At 60.6% G+C, this 19,962-nt stretch carries 21 protein-coding genes and 1 tRNA gene; 13 read left to right on the forward strand and 9 right to left on the reverse strand.

Going from position 1 to position 19,962, the window contains the following annotated elements; genetic code table 11:
• The first annotated feature begins 22 nt into the window (after nt 1–22).
• Complete coding sequence (locus Q0864_RS04870; protein WP_298566628.1) at nt 23–1,366, forward strand: ATP-binding protein; 1,344 nt, start codon at nt 23–25, stop codon at nt 1,364–1,366.
• 51 nt (nt 1,367–1,417) lie between these two features.
• On the opposite strand, the gene Q0864_RS04875 is transcribed toward Q0864_RS04870, so the two are convergent.
• Nucleotides 1,418–1,493: transfer RNA gene (locus Q0864_RS04875), tRNA-Ile, on the reverse strand.
• Nucleotides 1,494–1,616: 123 nt separating this feature from the next.
• On the opposite strand from Q0864_RS04875, the gene purM reads away from it, so the two are divergent.
• The 3 genes from purM to rnd all read left to right on the forward strand — a co-directional run bounded on the left by purM (nt 1,617) and on the right by rnd (nt 4,527).
• Nucleotides 1,617–2,666: a phosphoribosylformylglycinamidine cyclo-ligase gene (gene purM, locus Q0864_RS04880; RefSeq protein WP_298566629.1), complete on the forward strand. Its 1,050-nt coding sequence runs from the start codon at nt 1,617–1,619 to the stop codon at nt 2,664–2,666.
• Entirely contained in the window at nt 2,663–3,274 is a 612-nt protein-coding gene (purN, locus tag Q0864_RS04885) for a phosphoribosylglycinamide formyltransferase (RefSeq protein ID WP_298566630.1), read from the forward strand. The genes purM and purN overlap by 4 nt, the downstream gene beginning before the upstream one ends.
• 92 nt (nt 3,275–3,366) lie before the next feature.
• Complete coding sequence (gene rnd, locus Q0864_RS04890; RefSeq protein ID WP_298566631.1) at nt 3,367–4,527, forward strand: ribonuclease D; 1,161 nt, start codon at nt 3,367–3,369, stop codon at nt 4,525–4,527.
• Between the two features lie 55 nt (nt 4,528–4,582).
• On the opposite strand, the gene Q0864_RS04895 is transcribed toward rnd, so the two are convergent.
• Nucleotides 4,583–5,062, reverse strand: coding sequence for a hypothetical protein (locus tag Q0864_RS04895; protein WP_298566632.1), 480 nt, complete (start codon nt 5,060–5,062; stop codon nt 4,583–4,585).
• Nucleotides 5,063–5,201: 139 nt separating this feature from the next.
• Here Q0864_RS04895 and Q0864_RS04900 point away from each other — a divergent pair, with 139 nt between their 5' ends.
• Nucleotides 5,202–5,612, forward strand: coding sequence for a SufE family protein (locus tag Q0864_RS04900; RefSeq protein WP_298566633.1), 411 nt, complete (start codon nt 5,202–5,204; stop codon nt 5,610–5,612).
• Nucleotides 5,613–5,674: 62 nt separating this feature from the next.
• On the opposite strand, the gene Q0864_RS04905 is transcribed toward Q0864_RS04900, so the two are convergent.
• The 3 genes from Q0864_RS04905 to Q0864_RS04915 all read right to left on the reverse strand — a co-directional run bounded on the left by Q0864_RS04905 (nt 5,675) and on the right by Q0864_RS04915 (nt 7,306).
• A complete protein-coding gene (locus tag Q0864_RS04905) occupies nt 5,675–6,331 on the reverse strand; it encodes a DUF1638 domain-containing protein (RefSeq protein ID WP_298566635.1) in 657 nt (218 codons plus the stop codon).
• A complete protein-coding gene (locus Q0864_RS04910; RefSeq protein ID WP_298566636.1) occupies nt 6,328–6,513 on the reverse strand; it encodes a hypothetical protein in 186 nt (61 codons plus the stop codon). Before Q0864_RS04910 ends, Q0864_RS04905 begins: the two co-directional genes overlap by 4 nt.
• Before the next feature lie 88 nt (nt 6,514–6,601).
• Nucleotides 6,602–7,306 (reverse strand): B12-binding domain-containing protein, encoded by a 705-nt coding sequence (locus tag Q0864_RS04915; protein WP_298566637.1) that lies wholly within the window; start codon nt 7,304–7,306, stop codon nt 6,602–6,604.
• A gap of 180 nt (nt 7,307–7,486) precedes the next feature.
• On the opposite strand from Q0864_RS04915, the gene Q0864_RS04920 reads away from it, so the two are divergent.
• Complete coding sequence (locus tag Q0864_RS04920) at nt 7,487–8,569, forward strand: PA0069 family radical SAM protein (RefSeq protein ID WP_298566638.1); 1,083 nt, start codon at nt 7,487–7,489, stop codon at nt 8,567–8,569.
• 152 nt (nt 8,570–8,721) lie between these two features.
• Here the strand turns inward: Q0864_RS04920 and bmt are convergent, their stop codons facing one another.
• The 3 genes from bmt to Q0864_RS04935 all read right to left on the reverse strand — a co-directional run bounded on the left by bmt (nt 8,722) and on the right by Q0864_RS04935 (nt 12,377).
• A complete protein-coding gene (bmt, locus tag Q0864_RS04925) occupies nt 8,722–9,744 on the reverse strand; it encodes a betaine--homocysteine S-methyltransferase (protein ID WP_298566639.1) in 1,023 nt (340 codons plus the stop codon).
• A gap of 68 nt (nt 9,745–9,812) precedes the next feature.
• Nucleotides 9,813–11,891, reverse strand: a complete 2,079-nt coding sequence (locus tag Q0864_RS04930; RefSeq protein ID WP_298566640.1) for a phosphatidylglycerol lysyltransferase domain-containing protein — start codon at nt 11,889–11,891, stop codon at nt 9,813–9,815.
• A gap of 174 nt (nt 11,892–12,065) precedes the next feature.
• Nucleotides 12,066–12,377 (reverse strand): DUF1476 domain-containing protein, encoded by a 312-nt coding sequence (locus tag Q0864_RS04935; protein ID WP_298566641.1) that lies wholly within the window; start codon nt 12,375–12,377, stop codon nt 12,066–12,068.
• Nucleotides 12,378–12,618: 241 nt separating this feature from the next.
• On the opposite strand from Q0864_RS04935, the gene purC reads away from it, so the two are divergent.
• The 7 genes from purC to Q0864_RS04970 all read left to right on the forward strand — a co-directional run bounded on the left by purC (nt 12,619) and on the right by Q0864_RS04970 (nt 19,480).
• Nucleotides 12,619–13,383: a phosphoribosylaminoimidazolesuccinocarboxamide synthase gene (gene purC, locus Q0864_RS04940; protein WP_298566643.1), complete on the forward strand. Its 765-nt coding sequence runs from the start codon at nt 12,619–12,621 to the stop codon at nt 13,381–13,383.
• A 12-nt stretch (nt 13,384–13,395) separates the two neighbouring features.
• Nucleotides 13,396–13,641, forward strand: a complete 246-nt coding sequence (gene purS / locus Q0864_RS04945; RefSeq protein ID WP_298566644.1) for a phosphoribosylformylglycinamidine synthase subunit PurS — start codon at nt 13,396–13,398, stop codon at nt 13,639–13,641.
• Nucleotides 13,641–14,309: a phosphoribosylformylglycinamidine synthase subunit PurQ gene (gene purQ / locus Q0864_RS04950; RefSeq protein ID WP_298566645.1), complete on the forward strand. Its 669-nt coding sequence runs from the start codon at nt 13,641–13,643 to the stop codon at nt 14,307–14,309. The genes purS and purQ overlap by 1 nt, the downstream gene beginning before the upstream one ends.
• Before the next feature lie 35 nt (nt 14,310–14,344).
• A complete protein-coding gene (locus Q0864_RS04955; RefSeq protein WP_298566646.1) occupies nt 14,345–16,114 on the forward strand; it encodes an ATP-binding protein in 1,770 nt (589 codons plus the stop codon).
• A gap of 48 nt (nt 16,115–16,162) precedes the next feature.
• Nucleotides 16,163–17,497 carry a sigma-54 dependent transcriptional regulator gene (locus Q0864_RS04960; protein ID WP_298566647.1) on the forward strand — a complete coding sequence of 445 codons (1,335 nt, stop codon included), beginning with the start codon at nt 16,163–16,165 and terminating at the stop codon, nt 17,495–17,497.
• An 80-nt stretch (nt 17,498–17,577) separates the two neighbouring features.
• A complete protein-coding gene (locus Q0864_RS04965) occupies nt 17,578–18,357 on the forward strand; it encodes an HpcH/HpaI aldolase/citrate lyase family protein (protein WP_298566648.1) in 780 nt (259 codons plus the stop codon).
• 118 nt (nt 18,358–18,475) lie between these two features.
• Nucleotides 18,476–19,480 carry a tellurium resistance protein gene (locus tag Q0864_RS04970; protein WP_298566649.1) on the forward strand — a complete coding sequence of 335 codons (1,005 nt, stop codon included), beginning with the start codon at nt 18,476–18,478 and terminating at the stop codon, nt 19,478–19,480.
• On the opposite strand, the gene Q0864_RS04975 is transcribed toward Q0864_RS04970, so the two are convergent.
• Entirely contained in the window at nt 19,477–19,830 is a 354-nt protein-coding gene (locus tag Q0864_RS04975; protein WP_298566651.1) for an MmcQ/YjbR family DNA-binding protein, read from the reverse strand. The genes Q0864_RS04970 and Q0864_RS04975 overlap by 4 nt on opposite strands.
• Between the last annotated feature and the right edge of the window lie 132 nt (nt 19,831–19,962).

A 19,962-nucleotide genomic window follows, 5' to 3' on the forward strand; every position in this document is an offset into this window, starting at 1 on the left:
TGACGCGGCATAGGGTTCGCGCATGGCTCATATCTCCAAACCTTCGTTCTTTGATTTCGTCTGGCTCAAGCGTTTCATGCCGCGCGGGCTGTATGGGCGTGCCGCGCTGATCCTGATTGTGCCGATCGTGACGCTTCAACTGGTGGTGTCGGTGGTCTTTATTCAGCGCCATTTCAACCGGATCACAGTGCAGATGACCCGCGCGGTCGTCGCAGAGCTGTCGTTTCTGGTCGCCGAGGTGAACGCCGCGCCAACGCCAGACGCCGCCAATGCGGCCGTGCGCCCGGTGGCCGCGCCCTTGGCGATCTGGGTTGAACTGCCCGGTGCGCCTGTGGACACGCGCATCGGACGCACCGATTTCACCGGTCCGCGGGTTGAACGGACCCTGAAGGCCGGCTTGCCCAGTTTGACCGGTGTCGATCTGACCTCGTCCCGGTTCGGGGTTATCGTGGGGTTTGACACGCGGCACGGTCCGATGCGCATGGGGTTTTCGCGAGAACGGGTTTCAGCGTCGAACCCGCACCAGTTGTTGGTTCTGATGTTGGCCACCGGGATATTGATGACGTTGATTGCCTATCTGTTCTTGCGCAACCAGTTGCGCCCGATCCGTCGGCTTGCCCGCGCCGCCGAGGCGTTCGGCAAGGGGCAGGTGGTGCCCTACCGGTTGGCTGGGGCGACCGAAGTGCGGTCTGCGGGGAAGGCATTTTTGGACATGCGCGCCCGGATCGACCGCCAGATCGAGCAACGCACGCTGATGTTGTCGGGCGTCAGTCACGATCTGCGCACACCGCTGACACGGTTGCGGCTTGGCTTGTCGATGATCGAAGACGACAGTCGCGCCGATCTTGAACGCGACGTGGCGGATATGGAGCAACTGGTCGACGCCTTTCTGAGCTTTGCGCGCGCCGACGCTTTGGAAGACGCGCCCGAACCGGTCAAGCCCGACGAACTGGCGCACCATCTGGTCGACAATGCAGAGCGCGCCGGACACTCTGTGGATCTGGACGTGATCGAAGAGCTCGACCCGTTGATGATGCGTCGTGCGGCGGTCGAACGGGCGTTGGAAAACCTGTTGGGCAATGCCACACGCTATGGCTCTCATGCCCGCCTGTCCGTGTCCAAGGGGCGCGGGGACATACGTTTTGTGGTCGAAGATGATGGGCCGGGCATCCCGCCGGACGCGCGCGAAGAGGCGCTGAAACCCTTTGCGCGTCTGGACAAGGCCCGCAACCAGGACAAAGGCTCGGGCGTTGGGTTGGGGCTTGCGATTGCCAATGATATTGCACGCAGTCATGGCGGGCATCTGCGACTGGGCGACAGCGCGGAAATGGGCGGGCTGAAAGTCGAATTTGTCTTGCCGCTTTAGCCGATGACCGCCGCACGTGTTGGCACCATTTGGTGGCTTTCGGCGCAAATTTGGTAGGCCTGGCAGGATTCGAACCTGCAACCAAAGCGTTATGAGCGCTCTGCTCTAACCGTTGAGCTACAGGCCCACTGTATTCTCATCGTGCGCCCTTGCTAGCAAACTGGTGCGCGGCGTCAAGCGAGGCGTGGACTCTTTGCCCCCCTTAAGCTATCGCAGGCGCAGTTTTTATGCAGGTCAATCGGGGGACCAGATGAGCGACGCATCCAAGGGCATCACCTATGCCGACGCAGGCGTGGATATTGACGCGGGCAACGCATTGGTTGAACGGATCAAACCCGCCGCCAAACGCACCAACCGTCCGGGCGTGATGGCGGGGTTGGGCGGCTTCGGCGCGCTGTTTGACCTGAAGGGTGCGGGCTTCAAAGACCCTGTGTTGGTGTCCGCCACCGATGGCGTGGGCACCAAGCTGCGCATCGCGATTGACACCGGCAACGTGGACACGATCGGGATTGATCTGGTCGCCATGTGCGTGAATGACCTTGTGTGTCAGGGCGCCGAGCCGCTGTTCTTCCTTGATTACTTCGCAACAGGCCGTCTGGAAACCGACAAGGCCGCGCGGATCATCGAAGGTATCGCAAAGGGCTGCGAGCTGTCCGGCTGTGCGCTGATCGGTGGCGAGACGGCTGAAATGCCTGGTATGTATGAGGATGGCGATTTCGATCTGGCCGGCTTCTCGGTCGGCGCGATGGAACGCGGCGAGGATTTGCCGAAGGGTGTCAAAGAAGGCGACGTGCTGTTGGGTTTGGCCTCCGACGGCGTTCATTCAAACGGCTATTCGCTGGTGCGCAAGCTGGTCGAGGTCTCGGGCCTTGGCTGGGACGCGGACTGTCCGTGGGATGCGCAGATCACGCTGGGCGAGGCACTGTTGGCCCCGACACGGCTTTACGTGCGCCAGGCGTTGGAAGCCGTGCGGGCAGGGGGCGTGCATGCGCTGGCCCATATCACAGGCGGCGGCCTGACCGAAAACCTGCCACGCGTGCTGCCCGAAGGGCTGGGCGCGCTGGTTGATCTGGACGGGTGGGACTTGCCGCCGGTGTTCAAATGGCTGGCGCAAACCGGTCAGATGTCTGAGGCCGAGTTGCTGAAAACCTTCAATTCAGGGCAGGGTATGGTGCTGGTCGTCGATGCCAAACAGGCCACCGCCCTGACCGAACAGCTGACCCAAGCGGGCGAGCGTGTCACGCAAATGGGCCGCATCCAATCGGGCGACGGCGTCAGCTATCTGGGGTCGCTTCTGTGAACGACACGGGCGGGGCGCATAAGCGGGTCGCCATCCTGATTTCTGGCGGCGGCTCGAATATGGTGACGCTGGTCAAGTCGATGACCGGCGACCATCCGGCGCGGCCCTGTCTGGTTCTGTCCAATGTGCCGGATGCAGGTGGCTTGCAGAAAGCCCGCGATCTGGGCGTGCCGACTGCCGTGGTGGATCATCGCAACTTCAAAGGCGACCGCGCGGGGTTCGAGGCCGCGTTGAACGATGTGCTGGAACAGGCGCGCCCTGACATCATCTGTCTGGCAGGCTTCATGCGCATCCTGACCGAAGGCTTCACGGGGAAATGGTCCGGGCGCTGCCTGAACATCCACCCGTCGCTATTGCCAAAATACAAAGGGCTGAACACGCACCAACGCGCCATTGACGCGGGCGACGCGGAAGGCGGCTGTTCGGTGCACGAGGTCACGGCAGAACTGGATGGCGGCCCCATTTTGGGTCAAGCCCGCGTGCCGATCCAGCCGGGTGACAGCGCCGACACGCTGGCCGCGCGGGTATTGGTGCAGGAACATCTGCTCTACCCCGCCGTGCTGCGCCGATTTGCCAGCGGCGACAGAACGCCGGTGCGCTTGCCCTGACCCCACACCCCGAGGCTTCCCTTTTTCACCTATTCGCCGTAAACCCGTCAAAACACCCTAACGGGACCCGGAAACGAGCAGAAAGACCCTGTATGATCACGATTACCACGACCGAGGCGTTGGCCGATTTCTGCGCCCGTGCTGCTTCGCACCCTTATGTGACGGTCGATACTGAGTTTCTGCGCGAGCGGACTTATTATTCCAAGCTTTGCCTCGTGCAGTTGGCCGTGCCGGGTGAGGCAGACGAAGATGCCGTGCTGGTCGACCCGCTGGTGGATGGTCTGTCGCTCGACCCGCTCTATGACCTGTTTCGCGATGAAAGCGTGGTCAAAGTCTTTCATGCCGCGCGGCAGGATCTTGAGATTTTCTTTGTCGAAGCGGGCGTCTTTCCGAAGCCCTTGTTTGACACCCAGGTGGCCGCGATGGTCTGCGGGTTCGGCGATCAGGCGGGATATGAGACGCTGGTTCGCAAGATCGCAAAGGCGCCAATGGACAAGTCCAGCCGCTTTACCGACTGGTCGCGCCGCCCTTTGACGGACGCCCAAAAGACCTATGCCATCGGGGATGTGACCCATCTGCGCGGTATTTATGAGCACCTTGCAGCCCAACTGGAAAGCTCGGGGCGTGGTCGTTGGGTCGAAGAAGAACTGTCGATCCTGACCGACCCGGCGACCTATACCATCCATCCTGAGGATGCGTGGAAACGATTGAAAACCCGGACAAATTCCGCGCGTTTTCTGGGAATTGCCAAAGAGCTCGCCCGGTTTCGCGAAGCCTATGCACAGTCGCGCAATGTCCCGCGTAACCGTGTGATGAAGGATGATGCGCTGATGGAGCTTGCCTCGACCAAGCCGCGCAATATGCAAGAGCTTGGACGCTCGCGGTTGTTGCTGCGCGAGGCCCGGAAAGGTGAGATTGCCGAGGGTATTTTGAAGGCTGTCACAGCCGGGCTTGAAATGGCGCAAGAAGATCTGCCGCGCGCGTCAGAGAATTCTCGCGAAAAGCTGCAGGTGAATCCGGCCTTGGCCGACCTGCTGCGGGTGCTTTTGAAAGCGCGTTGCGAGCAGGAAAAAGTCGCACAGAAGTTGATTGCCTCGGCGGCTGATCTGGACGCGTTGGCGGCCGGCAAGCGGGATGTTCAGACACTGACCGGCTGGCGGGCCGAGGTTTTTGGCCATGACGCGCTGCGTTTGTGTGAAGGTAAGCTTGCCTTGGCAGCCAAGGGCCAACGGGTCGAGGTGTTCGAGGTCTAGTCGCGCACGTGCCGCGCCCTCAGCATTCGGACCCGGTCAGGCCGGGGCCGTCACACTAGCGGCTGGCGCTGCGGCTGTTTGAGGCGCCGACAACGCGGATGGTGCGCACGCCCGCCAGCTTTGTGTCCGACACGAACCGGCCCACCAAGATTTCGCGCTGTTTGGGACGCCCCTGTAGGGTGTGATAGGGCGGTTCGGTGATGCGGAACATGTAGGTCAGAACGCCGTTTTCAGGCCGCTCAAAATTCTCAGGCACAAGTTCTGCGTCCCAATAGCCCAAACGCGGCGGCAGACCCTTTGCACGCACGATCGCCCCGCCGGTGCTGCGCAAAATCTGAAGTTCGACCACTTGCGCCACCAGTCCGCGGTAATCCTGATCTTCAAGAAAGCCACCTTCGGGAATCAGGGCGACCTGTTCGGTGCCGCCGGACTGAAACCAGTTGAACGGGTTCAGGTTCGAAGCTCCACCACAGGCGCTAAGCCCGAACGCAAGACTGGTCAGCAGGGCAGGCAGGGTTAAACGGCGCAGGGTCATGATCGCTCCTTATCTTCTGTTCAAAGGGTTAGCCCATGTGCGCGGCTTTGAAAAGAGATCACTGCCACACGGGCAGGGTCTGGACCTTTGGGGCGGATCACCCTAACTGAAACGAAGTGACACAGAAGGATCGCATCGCATGGCCAGCGCAGCATTTGAAGAGATCGTCGAAGATTTCGAGTTTCTGGATGATTGGGAAGACCGATACGGGATGGTCATCGACATGGGCAAGGCCATGGCGCCTTTGGACGAGGCGCTGAAAGTCCCCGCAACGAAGGTCGAAGGCTGCGCGAGTCAGGTCTGGCTGCACCCCGAAATCGAAGGTCACACCTTCCGCTTTCGGGGCGATAGCGATGCGATGATTGTGCGGGGACTGATTGCCGTTCTGGGCGCGCTGTATAACGATTTGCCGGTGGACAAGGTCGGCGCGGTAGATGCGAGCGCTGAATTGGGGCGTCTTGGGTTGAACGAACACCTGTCTTCGCAACGCTCCAACGGGGTGCGCGCCATGGTCGAACGCATTCGCAAGCTTGCTGCTGCCGCTTGCTGACCCGTGACGACACCCGATAAGCCCGGCTGATTGCAGCGCAGTCAGGGCGCGGCGTGGGCCAGTCAGGTCGCTTGGTCGGGCCGGGCGACGTCTTCCAAAGCGGTTGCCAGATCGCCAAAACCTGTGAATCGCCGTTCATAGGCCAGCCCCAAACGCTCGGCGGCAGCGCGTGCCATGGTGTCCAGCGCCGGGTCGTCGGTCTGCGCCAGATACATCAAACGCCGGTAGTGGGTGAAATACATATCGCGCAGTTCAGGGTGACGGTCGAGGCCAAGGGGCTTGATGACAAAGCTCTCAAACCCGCGTGCCAGAAAATCCGTCAGATAGAAGGTGTCAATCTCGTCCTCGGCACGGATGGCAAAGGACGCATTGCCCTCAAAAAAGCTGTAGCAATGCGGCCCCTTGATCATGGTGATCCCCATCTCATCGCACAAGGCGGTCAGCGCGCCGCCAGTGCCGCAATCGGCATAGGCCAGAAAGATCCTGTCGAAATCCGCCTGATGTTTTTCGACCGCAGCCCGAACCGCGTCCGGGATGCGATCTGGCGTGTTGTGCAAGATCGCAGGCAGGCAGGTCAGGCTGATATGGGTCCAACCATTCAGCTTGATCAGCGCCAGAATTTCATTGGCCAGCGCGCCGCAGGCAAGGATCAGAACCCGCGCATCGGGTTGGGTCGGGGGCAGGCCGTCCTGGGTCAGGGCTGTGTCGCTCAAACTCATTGGGGGGGCCTGCTGCTCAGCGCGCGCCATGCGATCGAGGCCAATATCACCAGCGGCAAGACCGCCATTGCGATCTGACCGTCCAGCTTGCCCGATGCGGAGGCCATGCCGGCCACAAGCACGGTCAACCCGCCAGATAAGATCACCAAAGTGACCAACAGAATGAAACGCGTGGTGCTCATAGGTTCAATTTGGGGATGCGGGGTGGAAAAGAAAAGGCCCTGCCACAGGAAGAACCGGGGCAGGGCCGTCTGTGATAATGCGAAGTGTTTAGCCCGCGGCAAGTTGGTTGTGCTTGCGCGCCATGAACTCTTTGGCGGTTTCGACGGCCACAGCGGCGTCGCGGCAATACCTGTCTGCCCCGATGGCTTTGCCAAACTCTTCGTTCAGAGGCGCACCGCCGACCAAAACGGTATACTCGTCCCGAATGCCCTTTTCGATCAATGTGTCGATGACCACTTTCATATAGGGCATTGTGGTGGTCAGCAGGGCGGACATGCCAAGAATGTCGGGCTTTTCCGCCTCCAACGCCGCCAGATAACTGTCGACAGAGTTGTTGATGCCCAGGTCGATAACATCGAACCCCGCGCCCTCCATCATCATTGACACCAGGTTCTTGCCAATGTCGTGAATGTCGCCCTTTACGGTGCCGATCACCATCTTGCCCATGCGCGGCGCTCCGGTTTCGATCAGCAGCGGCTTCAAGATTGCCATGCCCGTCTTCATCGCATTTGCGGCCAGCAGCACCTCGGGCACAAACAGGATGCCGTCACGGAAGTCGTGACCCACAATGGTCATGCCTGCAACAAGGGCTTCGGTCAGAATGTTGTAAGGCTCCCACCCGCGTTCAAGCAGGATGTTCACACCTTCCGCGATTTCTTCCGCGAGCCCGTCATACAGGTCATCATGCATCTGCTGCACAAGCTCTTCGTCGTTAAGCTCGCTCAGGATGATATCGTCTTCTTGGTCGGACATAGCTGCCGTTCCCTTGCTGAAGGTCTTGTGTCTTTTTTCCAGATGCGCCGAAAAAATGCCGCTGGTCTGAACCGATTGCGACATTGATTGCCCTTTGACCGACCTATTGGCAAATGAATAATTCGCGGTGAAATAGTGAAACTGCTTCATATGTTCCCTAAACGTTCTTATTGTCGCGCTATGACGGACCATGACCAAAAAATCAGCACGTCTGCCCGCAAAGGGCGCGCGGCTTTGACCAATGACGCTGGCCGGTTCGAGCCCTATCAGCGGGTTGGCGTTGACGATGGCTGGCATCAAGACCAGCCCCAAACCCTGCGCACTCAGGTGGCGATCGAGCGTCCGCGCCGGGTGATCAATCGTCTGCAATCCCCCGATCTGTCTTTTGATCGCACACTGAACCCCTATCGCGGGTGCGAACATGGCTGCATCTATTGCTTTGCCCGCCCGACCCATGCCTATCTTGGATATTCAGCCGGGCTGGATTTCGAAACCAAGCTGATCGCCCGCCCCGATACGCCAAAACGCTTGACGGCCGAGCTGTCCGCGCCGCGCTACCGTGTGTCACCCTTGGCGATCGGCACCAACACCGACCCCTATCAACCGATCGAGAAACGCTATCGCGTGATGCGCGGCGTGCTCAAGGTTCTGTCGCGGTTCAACCATCCGGTAACAATCGTGACCAAGGGCGTTTTGATCGAACGCGACATCGACCTATTAGCGCCCATGGCACGCCGCGGATTGGTCCATGTCGGGGTGTCACTGTCGACGCTCTGTGGTGGTCTGGCGCGCAAGATGGAGCCGCGCGTTCCCTCGCCGCAACGCAGGCTGGCGATGATCGGGCGTCTGGCAGCGGCGGACATACCCGTTCGGGTCATGGTGGCGCCGGTCGTGCCGGGCCTGACTGATCATGAGGTTGAGGCGGTGATTGCCGCCGCAAGCAGGCAGGGCGCCACCGCGGCCAGCTATATATTGCTCAGATTGCCGGGTGAGGTCGCCGGGTTGTTCGAAGACTGGTTGCACGATCACCTGCCAGACCGGGCCGCGCGTGTGATGGCGCGGATGCGTGACATGCGTGGCGGTCGCGCCTATGACCCGACCTTTGGTGCACGAATGGTCGGGCAGGGGGCGTCTGCGATGCTGTTGCAACGCCGGTTTGCCTTGGCCTGCAAACGGGCGGGGGTTGGCAGGGCTTTGCCGCCCCTGCGGTGTGATCTGTTTGCGGTGCCGCCTGCACCGGGTGATCAACTGTCCTTGTTCTGAACCGTTGCAACAGGGCACCGCAGTGCCGCAAGACGCACTGCATTATTTCAGGCAATGCTTCCGACCCCGCCGCCCGTCACCTGAGTGTCGCAGCCAGCGTTGCAGCCAGCGTCGCAAAGCTTGCAGGAAAATCGGTGACCGGTGGTGCAGGTTTAAGTGCTGCTGCGACGGCGTGTTCGGCGCGCAGGTCGGGTGGCTGCATCGTCACCTGTCCCGTCAGACGCCGAAGAAAACCCGCCCAGAGCGGCGGCGATCTGGTCAAGTGTTGGGCGGGTGTCGCTGCGGGGCCGTGTTTCAAGCGCCGCGCGCATCGCGCGCAAATGATCCGGCGTCGTGCCGCAGCAGCCGCCAATGATCGTAGCGCCACAATCACGCGCCAGAACCGCGTATTCAGCCATCAATTCAGGCGTGCCATCATAGTGGATGTGACCGTCAACATATTTGGGAATGCCCGCGTTGCCCTTGGCGATGATCGGGCGTTCGCTGCCTTGCGCTGCGAACCCCAAAACGGTGCGCAGAAGATCCGATGCGCCGACGCCGCAATTGGCACCGAAGGCCAGCGGAGGCTTCGGCAGGGTTTCGACCATCTGCGCCAGATCGGCCGAGGTCAAACCCATCATCGTTCGCCCGGCCGTGTCAAAGCTCATCGTTCCGCACCACGGCATGTCAGCAAGTTCAGCCGCGCGGGCGGCCGCCTTGTATTCTTCGGGCGCCGAGATCGTTTCGACCCATAGAACGTCGGCGCCGCCCTCCTTCAGCCCTTCGGCCTGCTCGTGAAACATCTCGACAGCGCTGTCAAACGTCAGACTGCCCATCGGTTCCATGATATCACCGGTCGGCCCGATCGACCCGGCAACGACGACCGTGCGCCCCGAAGCATCAGCGATTTCGCGCCCCAATGCAGCACCTGCGCTGTTGAGTTCACGCACCCGGTTCTGCGCGTCATGCAGCTTCAGGCGCGAGGCGTTGCCGCCAAATGTATTGGTCAGAAAGATGTCGGACCCCGCCTCGACGGCCCCGCGATAAAGCGCGCGGATGTTGTCTGGCTGCTCTACATTCCAAAGCTCGGGCGCATCGCCAGAGGTCAGGCCCATGTTGAACAGGGTCGTCCCCGTTGCGCCATCAGCCATCAGCCAGTCGCGTTCGGTCATGAGTTTGGTCAGCGCATCCGCCATTTTCGGTTCTCCGCAGGTCGGTGTGGAATTCTGACGCTAACTGCCATGGATCTAGCGCCGGCGCAAACCTATTGCGGTGACGACCGCCGATTAAGCGGTGTTGGCGCGCGCTTGCCCTGCCAAGGCCACCGAAAGGAGGTCGGGCGTTCGATTTTGCGGCAGATCTCGCGGGCGACATCCACGGCCCCCAGCCCAAGGCTTAGCCTGCTGGGCGCCGCCGCATACAGCGTTTCCCACGACGGGGCAAAGGCGGATTTGAACTGGCGCAGCCCGTCGGCCCGACAGGATCTGTCAAGCGCCTGGCGCGCGTGGCGAAACAGCAAGGGCTCTTCAGGATGTGGACCTAGTGGCACCGCGGCAAGTGAAAGGCGTGGGCAGTTCATCTGAGCTGCACATTCGATCGCTTGTGTCAAAAGCGCATGCATCGTTCCATCTGGCGCATGATGTGCGGGGCGCATCAGATCCAGCACCTGTTCGTTCTGATTGGAGTGTAGGGTGATAAAGCCAACCAGTCGCCCCTGATGATGGGCCAGGAATACCCGGGAATGAGGCAGGCTCTCTGGGTGCCACACCCCCATGGAAAATCCGCGCTCACCACCGCGTGCCTCCGACCAGTTCCGGGCGATCCGTTCCATATCAGACAGCGGCAAATCCGCGCCAGCTTCGGTGATCGCGATGCCCGCTTTACTGGCGGCGCGCAGCTTCCGGCGCAATTGGCGCTTTGCGGCGCCGTCCAGTGTGAAGGTTTGGGGATTGAGCCACGCCTCTTTCGCGATCGGAAGGACGTTCCAGCCGAGCGCCCGCGCAGATGACGCGGTTCGCGCGCCGATCTTGTAGAGGAAGGGCGAAAGATAGCAGCGCCGAGCCAAACCGTGCAGTTCTTTGAAGAAGGCGAGGTGGGAATCGCTGGCAATCAAGGGGTCGGACAGCATGATCAGGCTCTGCCCCGATGCAGCCCCAATGGCGGCGGGCTGGCCCTGGGCTGTTTCGATCAGCGACAGACGGCCCTGACGCAGCAATCCGGCTTCGGCACGTGGGGCTTCGCGCAAGACCTCAGCGACTTGTGCGGGCAAATGGGGCGCTTGTGCAACCGGGTGAAGGCTTGCGGTGGCTTCAGCGGGTGCGCGCGCGCGCGCCCGGCGCGGTCCGCGTATGGTTACGAGCGCAGCCAATATGGCTGGCACCGCGTAGTAAACGGCGCGAAACGCCAATACTGCCGCCAGAAGGGGTTCTTGTCCCAGCTCAGGCAACAGCGCCAGCAAAGTGATTTCGAACGCGCCCATGCCACCGGGCGTGCCGGAAACGAGTCCCGCCCCCAGCGCAATCAAGTAGGCTGCAACCAAGGGCACGATCCCGATGTCGCAGCCTTCGGGCAGCACCATCCACAAGGCCGCGCCGGCTGCGGCTGTGTCAAGAAACGCCAAGCCCAGAAACGCGCCCATTGCTCGCAAGGGGGGCAGGTGAATGCCGCTGAATGGACGGGGTCGAAACACGGTGAGAACTGCGAAAGCGCATGCTGTCGCCAACACGATCCAAGCCAGCCATCCTGCCCACGGCAAGGTCATGGGAACTGTCAGGGCCACCAATGACGCAACGACCGCGAGGCCCGAAAGAAACGAGATCGACACGATCACCGATATCCGCATCGCTTGTAGGAAAGAGATTTCAGGCAGCATGCGCCAGCGCACAAATGCCGACGAAATCACCCCCATGCCCACGGTTTGTGAGAGTGCAATAGCGGTCACCCCTGCGCGCTGCGCATCGCCTGACGCAATCGGAGATCCGATCAACCGGTGCACGACCCGGTCATACCGGCCCAATGCCCAGAAAGAGAGCGCCGAGAACACAGCAGCACCTGCCCATTGAAGCGCTCCGACAGTTTTAAGCGAGGCATGGATATAGCCGATGTCCAGCTGCGCGATTTTGTCCCACATCAGAACGACGAGGCCAAAGGCAAGCGCCACTGGCAACGTCTGGCGCATGGCAAGCTTGCGCAAGTCAATCCCGTTTGCGTTGCCCTGCGACAACGCTTGCGTAACATTTCGGGGTTGCGAAGGGTGGGGCACGCGGCGCGACGGATCACCGTCGACGCGGGCAGGTGCGCGCGTCGTGGCGTTCGATTGTCGTTGGTGTCCGTCGCTTCGCATATCTAACCCCTTGATCGGCCCATTGGGACACCTTCCCTCATAGACACGAAAAGAGTGTTAACGAGCCATATCTCTGCCCAATCGGCGCCGCCGCGCGATGCTGAAACAAGACAGGGCGCGACCTCAGCGGCGCGCCCTGTCTGGTTCGTGACACGCTGCAGGGTCAGTAAGCGGTCAGGCCTGACCAGCAAGCTCGCCTTTCGCAACGGCCAGAAATTCGGCGCGTTTGGCACGCACTTCATCGGCGCTGACAGTGTTCAGATCGCCGGTGACCTTACGCACGACATCCTCGTGTCCGGCCTCTTCGAAATCCGACTTGATCACTTCGCGGGCATAGGCGTCGGCGTCGTCGCCGGTTTTGCCCATTTTTTCGGCTGCCCAAAGGCCCAGTTTCTTGTTGGCGCGAGCTTCTGCCTTGAAGATCATTTCTTCATCATGGGCAAATTTGGCCTCAAACGCGTTTTCGCGATCATCAAAGGTGGTCATGGCATTCCCTTGTTCATGGACTGTTGCCTTCGGCGGGCCGAACGGCGCTGTTGGATACAGATATGCCAACGCACAGCACCCATCGCAACCCCGCTAGCGCTCTCAATGTCGCGAATTCGCGCAAGTTAGGCGATATTCTTGCTCAGGGTGGGGGTTTCACGTATAGGGCGGGCGAAGGCGGGAGTCGCGCGGGCAGGGGCTCGCCCGGAGGCAGCCCCCCGCACAGAGCTACGGAGATCCCATGGCACGTCGCAAGAAACTCTATGAAGGCAAGGCGAAGGTTCTTTATGAAGGTCCTGAACCCGGCACGATCGTGCAGTATTTCAAAGATGACGCCACCGCGTTCAACGCCGAAAAAAGAGATGTGATCGACGGCAAGGGCGTGTTGAACAACCGCCTGAGCGAGTTTTTCATGACGGGCCTGACGCATCTGGGTATTCCCAACCATTTCATCAAACGCCTGAACATGCGCGAACAACTGGTGCGCGCGGTCGAGATTGTGCCGCTAGAGATCATCGTGCGCAATGTCGCTGCCGGGTCGATGGCCAAGCGACTGGGCATGGAAGAGGGCACGCCGTTGCCCCGTCCGATTGTCGAATTTTCCTATAAGGACGACAGCCTTGGCGACCCGCTGGTGCCCGAGGAATACATCGCCGCGTTCGGCTGGGCCAGCCAGCCCGAAATGGACGAGATCGTGTCGATGGCCCTGCGGGTGAACGATTATTTGTCGGGCGTGATGTATGGCGTTGGAATCAAACTGGTCGACTTCAAGATCGAAGTTGGCCGCGTCTACGAGGGCGACTACCAGCGCCTGATCGTCGCGGATGAAATCAGCCCCGACAGCTGCCGCCTGTGGGACATGGAAAGCGGCCAAAAGCTGGACAAAGACGTGTTTCGCCGTGATTTGGGCGATCTGGCCGACGCGTATACCGAAGTGGCGCGCCGTCTGGGCGTTCTGCCGACCAATGTGACCCACGCCCCTACCAAACCGACCCTGATCAACTAAGGATTTGCCCCGATGAAAGTACGTGTTGATGTGATGTTGAAAACTGGCGTTCTGGACCCGCAGGGCGAGGCTGTGCGCCGCGCGCTTGGCAATCTTGGGTTCGACGGTGTTGAAGCCGTGCGTCAGGGCAAGGTGATCGAACTGGATCTGGCCGATGGCACTTCCGAGGATGACATCAAGAAGATGTGTGAAAAGCTTTTGGCCAACACGGTGATCGAAAACTACACGATCAACGTGCTTTCGGGCGAGGTGCAGTGATGAAGGCCGGTGTCATCGTCTTTCCCGGCTCCAACTGCGACCGCGATCTGGCAGTGGCGTTTGAACGCGCGGGCGCACAGGTGTCGATGATCTGGCACAAGGATACCGACCTGCCGGGTGATCTGGACATTGTCGGGGTTCCGGGCGGCTTTTCCTTCGGGGACTATCTGCGGTGCGGCGCGATTGCGGCACAATCGCCGATTACACGCTCCCTGATCCGGCACACCGAACGGGGCGGTTATGTGATTGGCATCTGCAACGGGTTTCAGGTGCTGACCGAAACCGGCATCCTGCCGGGCGCTTTGATGCGCAATTCCAACCTTAAGTTCATCTGCAAACCGATTGAGTTACAGGTGGAAAAAGCAGATTGCGCTTTTACCTCCGGCTATGAGCTTGGGCAGAAAATCACCGTGCCGGTGGCCCACCATGATGGCAATTACACCGTCACCGCCGAAAAACTGACGCAGTTGCGCGACGAAGGTCGGGTCGCGTTCACCTATGTGGACAACCCCAATGGCTCGACCGGCGATATCGCTGGCGTGGTTTCCAAGAACCGTCGCGTTCTTGGCATGATGCCGCACCCCGAACGCGCGGTTGACGTAAACCACGGCGGGACGGACGGGGTGGCAATGTTCCGCTCGTTGGTTGATAGCGTCGTTGCTGCGTGATTGTGGCGCAGGCCCTACGGGCCTATCGTTGAGACATGTCGGACCCTAAGACCAAGCCGGTTTTGACCCCAAGCACCGGGGTCAGTTTGCGCGCGCGCCTCGTGCTCGTTGCGCTGATTTCCTTTGCGGTGCTGGTGGTCTTCTTCTCGAACCGGTGGCTGACCGAACGCTATACCGAAACCACGCGCAACCGGGCAGAGCTTCGCGTGGCGCTATATTCGGGCAACCTGATTAGCGAATTGCAACGAAACTCTGTCGTGCCGCTGTTGCTGTCGCGTGACCCGGCGTTGATCAACGCCCTGAACTCAGCAAATTATACACAAAGCACCGCGCGGTTGATTTCCTACCGCGACGAAATTGAAGCCGCCTCGCTTTTGTTGCTGGACAAGGACGGGCGGGCCGTGGCTGCGACCAACCGCGAAACGCTTGGCTCTCAGCATCGCACCAACTCTTATTATGTTGACGCCCTGCGCAGTTCAGACACCGTTTTCACCACCGTGCGCACCGAGGCGGGCGCTTATGAGTTTGCCTATTCGCGCAAGATCGAAGACAGCGACGGGGTGATCGGGGTCATTGTCGTCGGCGTCGACCTTCGCAAGTTCGAGAACAGTTGGTCGGGGATCTCGGATGCCGTGCTGGTCACCAACAGCGAAGGCAGCGTGATTCTGGCCACAGAGCCGCGCTGGCGGGGCAAACCCGAAGGTGAGGCGCTGGCGACCGTTTCGGCGACAGATGCCATCCGCCGTAGCGTCAGCAATGTCAGCGATTGGTCCGGCTTGCCATCCGAAGTGCTGTTTCTGGGCGAAGCGGTGATGCGCCACGAGGCGCGCGTGCCGTTTCAGGGCTGGCGGATCGCGTCTTTCACCTCCTACGCGTCAGTGCGCGAGAAGGTGAATGCGGTTTTGTCGCTGGAAATCATGGCGTTCGCCATGCTTTTGTCGCTGACCTTCTATCTGATCAGCCGCCGGGCCCAGTGGCGATCAATGCTGTTTGCACAGGAATCGGCGGAACTCAGGCAGCTGAATGATGCGCTTCAACGCGAAATCGCGGAACGCCAGCGGGCAGAAGAACATCTTCAGGTGGCCGAACAGACGCTGGCGCAAAGCTCGAAACTGGCCGCACTTGGTGAAATGTCGGCGGCGGTCAGTCATGAATTGAACCAACCGCTTGCGGCGATGAAGACCTATCTGGCGGGCGCGAAGCTGCTGTTGCAACGCAAACGCCCCGACGAGGCCCTGTCGAGCTTCCAGCGGATCGACGATCTGATCGAACGGATGGGCGCCATCACCCGCCAGTTGAAAAGCTATGCCCGCAAGGGCGGGGATGCGTTTGAAGCGATGGATGTGCGCCAAAGCGTGTCGACCGCGCTGTCGATGATGGAACCTCAACTGAAAAGCCGCGATGTGCGTATCACCCGCAATATCCCGCGCGACCCGGTGATGGTGATGGGCGACCGGTTGCGGCTGGAGCAGGTGTTGATCAACCTCTTGCGCAACGCATTGGATGCGACAAAGGCTGTGGCTCAGCCGCAGGTGGACATCATTGTCAGCCGTGGCGACTATGTTCTGATCACCGTGCGGGACAATGGCGACGGGGTGGACGATCTGGATAACTTGTTTGAACCGTTCTACACCACAAAAGCACCCGGAGATGGGGTCGGGCTGGGACTGGCCATTTCTTCGGGCATCGTGACCGACCTTGGCGGCCGCCTGACGGCGCGCAATGGCCAGGACGGGGGCGCTGTATTTGAAGTTGAACTTCCTATCTTGAAGCAGGAAGAGGCAGAGATCGAAGCCGCCGAGTAAGGCAGCCAAGACTATAGGCAAGACAAAAGAAGAGCGCAGGAGACCGCCATGGCACAGGCAATGAAGATCGCGATCGTAGATGACGAACAGGATATGAGGCAGTCCATTTCACAATGGTTGTCGCTGTCAGGGTTCGAGACCGAAACCTATGCCTCGGCAGAGGATGCGTTGAAGGTGATCGGCCCGGATTATCCCGGCGTCATCATCTCGGACATTCGTATGCCGGGCATGGATGGCATGGGGTTTTTGAAAAAGCTGATGAGCTTGGACAGCACCTTGCCCGTCATCATGATCACCGGCCACGGCGATGTGCCGATGGCGGTCGAGGCGATGCGGGTCGGGGCCTATGACTTTCTGGAAAAGCCCTTCAACCCCGACCAGCTAACCACCCTGGCGAAATCTGCGACCCACAAGCGTCGCCTTGCGCTGGATGCCCGTGCCTTGCGCCGCGAGCTTGGCGATGGCTCGACCATCATGAAGAAACTGATCGGCGCCTCGCCGGTCATGTCGCGCCTGCGCGAGGATATTCTGGATATCGGCCAATCGGATGGCCATGTGCTGATCGACGGGGAAACCGGCACCGGCAAGACCTTGGTGGCACATGCGTTGCATGCGGTCGGCGCGAAGGCGGGTAAGAAGTTTGTCGTGACCTCATGCGCAGGTCAGGACGAAGAGGAATGCGCGCGCCGGCTGTTTGGCCCAATGGATGATGGCGGCGCTCAGCCGCTTGTCGAAGAGGCCCGCGGCGGCACATTGGTGCTGGAAGATATCGAGGCGCTGCCAATGGGGCTTCAGGCGCGTCTTTTGAGTTGGATGAACGACCAGGGCAGCCCTGCCGAAACCCGTGTCGTGGCGATCAGCAACCTGCAAGAGCAGGGCAAGACCTGCGAAGACTGCCTGCGTCCGGACCTGTTTTACCGCCTTGCCGCGATGAAGATCACCTTGCCCCCGCTGCGACAGCGCGGCGAGGACATCTTGATGCTTTTCACCCGTTTCGCCGACCAGTTCGCCGAAGAATACGGCTGCGCGGCGCCCACCGTCAGCGCCCAGGAAGCCGCACAGTTGTTGCAGGCGCCATGGCCGGGCAACATCCGCCAGTTGATCAATATCGCCGAACGCGCGGTGCTTCAGTCGCGTCGTGGCACAGGCACGATCTCGTCACTGCTGATGTCGGATCATGACGATGTGCAACCGGTGATGACCACCGAGGGCAAGCCGCTCAAGGAATATGTCGAGGCGTTCGAACGGATGTTGATCGACAATACGATGCGGCGCCACAAGGGCTCGATCGTGGGGGTCATGGACGAGCTGTGCCTGCCGCGCCGGACCTTGAACGAGAAGATGGCGAAATACGGATTGCAACGGTCCGACTATCTGCAATAGCACCAAGGGGCTTAGGGCTTGATACAGGGCCATGTGCAACCTAGCCTGTTCCTTGATATGTTAAGCAAATGGAGGCCGTCATGCGCGCACCGGAAAACAAACTCAAACGCGCGCTGGCGGCGGGCGAGATGCAAATCGGTCTGTGGCTTAATCTTGCCAGTCCGTCTGCCACTGAAATCGTGGGCGGGGCAGGATATGACTGGGCGCTGATCGATGGCGAACACGCGCCCTATGATCCTACGATGATCCAGGCTCAGCTGCGGGTCTTGGGGCAATTTGCCCTGTCGCCCATCGTGCGGGTGCCGATCGGGGAAGACTGGGTGATCAAGCAGGTGATGGACCTAGGCGCACAAAGCCTTTTGGTGCCGATGGTCGATACCTCCGAGCACGCGGCGCAAATGGTGGCCGCGACCCGCTATGCGCCGGACGGGAAGCGCGGCATGGGGGCGGCGGTTGCCCGCGCGGCTCGTTTTGGCCAGTGCACCGACTATCTTGCCAACGCCAATGACGAGGTGTGCCTGATCGTGCAGGCGGAAACCACCAAAGCCCTTAATAACATTGACGAGATCGCCGCGACCGATGGTGTCGATGCGGTCTTTATTGGTCCTGCGGACCTGTCCGCCGACATGGGGCACAGGGGAAACCCATCCCATCCCGAGGTAAAGCAGGCGATTGCGACCGCGATTGCGCGCATTCGTTCTGTGGGCAAGGCTGCCGGCATCTTGCACTACGACAGCGCAGATTTTGCGGGTTATGCGCAGATGGGCGTCACGTTTCTGGGTGTGGGGTCTGATGCGACGTTGTTGCGCAGCGCGGTTCAGCGCAATCTGGACGCAGCTCGCGCAGCTGTAAGGGTGTGACGCACGACGCCCCTTAGGTCACCAAGGCGCTGTGATGCGGCAATCGGACCCGTGGTCAGGGCTTCCCCCGGCGGGTTTCACAGGCTAAAGGGGCGATACGACGTTCAAGGAGCGCCCGATGACGCAAGCCAAAGCCCCATATTTTCCGCCACCGCCACCCATCCCGCCAAAAACGCGGATGTTCCAGCGCATGCCGCCTGCAGTCTTCACCTCGATCATGGGGGCGTTTGGCTTGGGTCTGGCGTGGCGTCGAGCGGTCGAAGGGTTTGGCGCGCCGCAGGCGATCGGAGACCTTATTCTGGGCGCGACGACGCTTCTTTATCTATTTAGCTTAGCGGCTTACATCGCAAAGCTCATGCAAAGGTCCGGCACGTTTGTCGAAGATCTTCGGGTGTTGCCGGGGCGGGCCGGGATCGCGGCGATGGTTCTGTCGGGCTATTTGCTGGCTGCAACTCTGGTCGCCCATACCACGGTGATCGCCGGGGCGGTGTTGATCGCGGCCTTTCTGGCGCATCTGTTCGTGGCGTTGCGTGTCGCCCATTTGCTGATCACGGGTCCGGTCGAAGCCAGAACCGTTACACCAATCTGGCACCTGACCTTCGTCGGGTTCATCCTGAGCCCTCTGGCGGCGGTGCCGCTTGGGTTGATGGCGGCCTCGTCCTTTATCTTTTGGGTCTGCCTTGCGGCGGCGCTCGCGATCTGGGGGGCGAGCCTTGTGCAAATGATGCGCGTCAGCGTGCCCGCACCGCTGCGCCCGCTTCTGGCCATCCACCTAGCGCCCGCAAGTGTGCTTGGCACGGTGGCGTTTTTGGTGGGGCAGACGCAGGTTGCCATGGTGCTAAGCGTGTTCGCCATCATGATCCTGAGCGCCCTTATCCTACGCGCCCGCTGGATGACCGCCGCCGGGTTCAGCCCGTTGTGGAGCGCCTTCACCTTCCCGTTGGCCGCCTTTGCGACACTGATGCAGATCGCGGCAGGGTTTTTGAGCAGCGAACCGCTGCGCATCTTCGCGGGGCTCACCCTTGTGGCGGCGACACTGATCATCGCGCCGATTGTCTATAAGGTGATGCAGATGTGGACCAAGGGTGTGTTGGCGGTGAAAACCAACGCGGCACAAGCCTAATCGTCGATCGTAAAAGGGGCGAGGCTGGCTTGCGTCTTTTTCGTCAGGCTGGCCCGGATCAGCGCATAAGACCGTTGGATGCGGTGGGTCAACTCGTCCTTGCCCGCGTCAAACGGGATCAGAACCCATGAGCGATGGAAATAGGGGGCTTTGCGGCCCACGCCTGCCTCGATCAGCATCGTCGCCGTTTCAACATCGGGTGTCTTGACCGATACGCCGGGGGTTTCGGCGCCAATCGCTGCGAAAATTTTGCCACCCACCTTCCACACGTCATGGCCCGGCCCAAACGGCTCGGACCATTCCGCGCCGGGCAGGGCTTCGCATATCTTGTTCACAGCTTTACGGGTCATAAGATCACGATAACCCGCTTGGCAGGCGCTGGGAAGGGTGCTAGCGTGCAGCCCATGAAACGGACAGTAAAGCCCTTGGGCATCAACATTATCTGCTGCATTACCTGCTGAGACACTCAGGCGGGCCGTTCT

Origin of the sequence: uncultured Aliiroseovarius sp. (assembly GCF_947497285.1) — a bacterium.
Taxonomy (GTDB): domain Bacteria; phylum Pseudomonadota; class Alphaproteobacteria; order Rhodobacterales; family Rhodobacteraceae; genus Aliiroseovarius.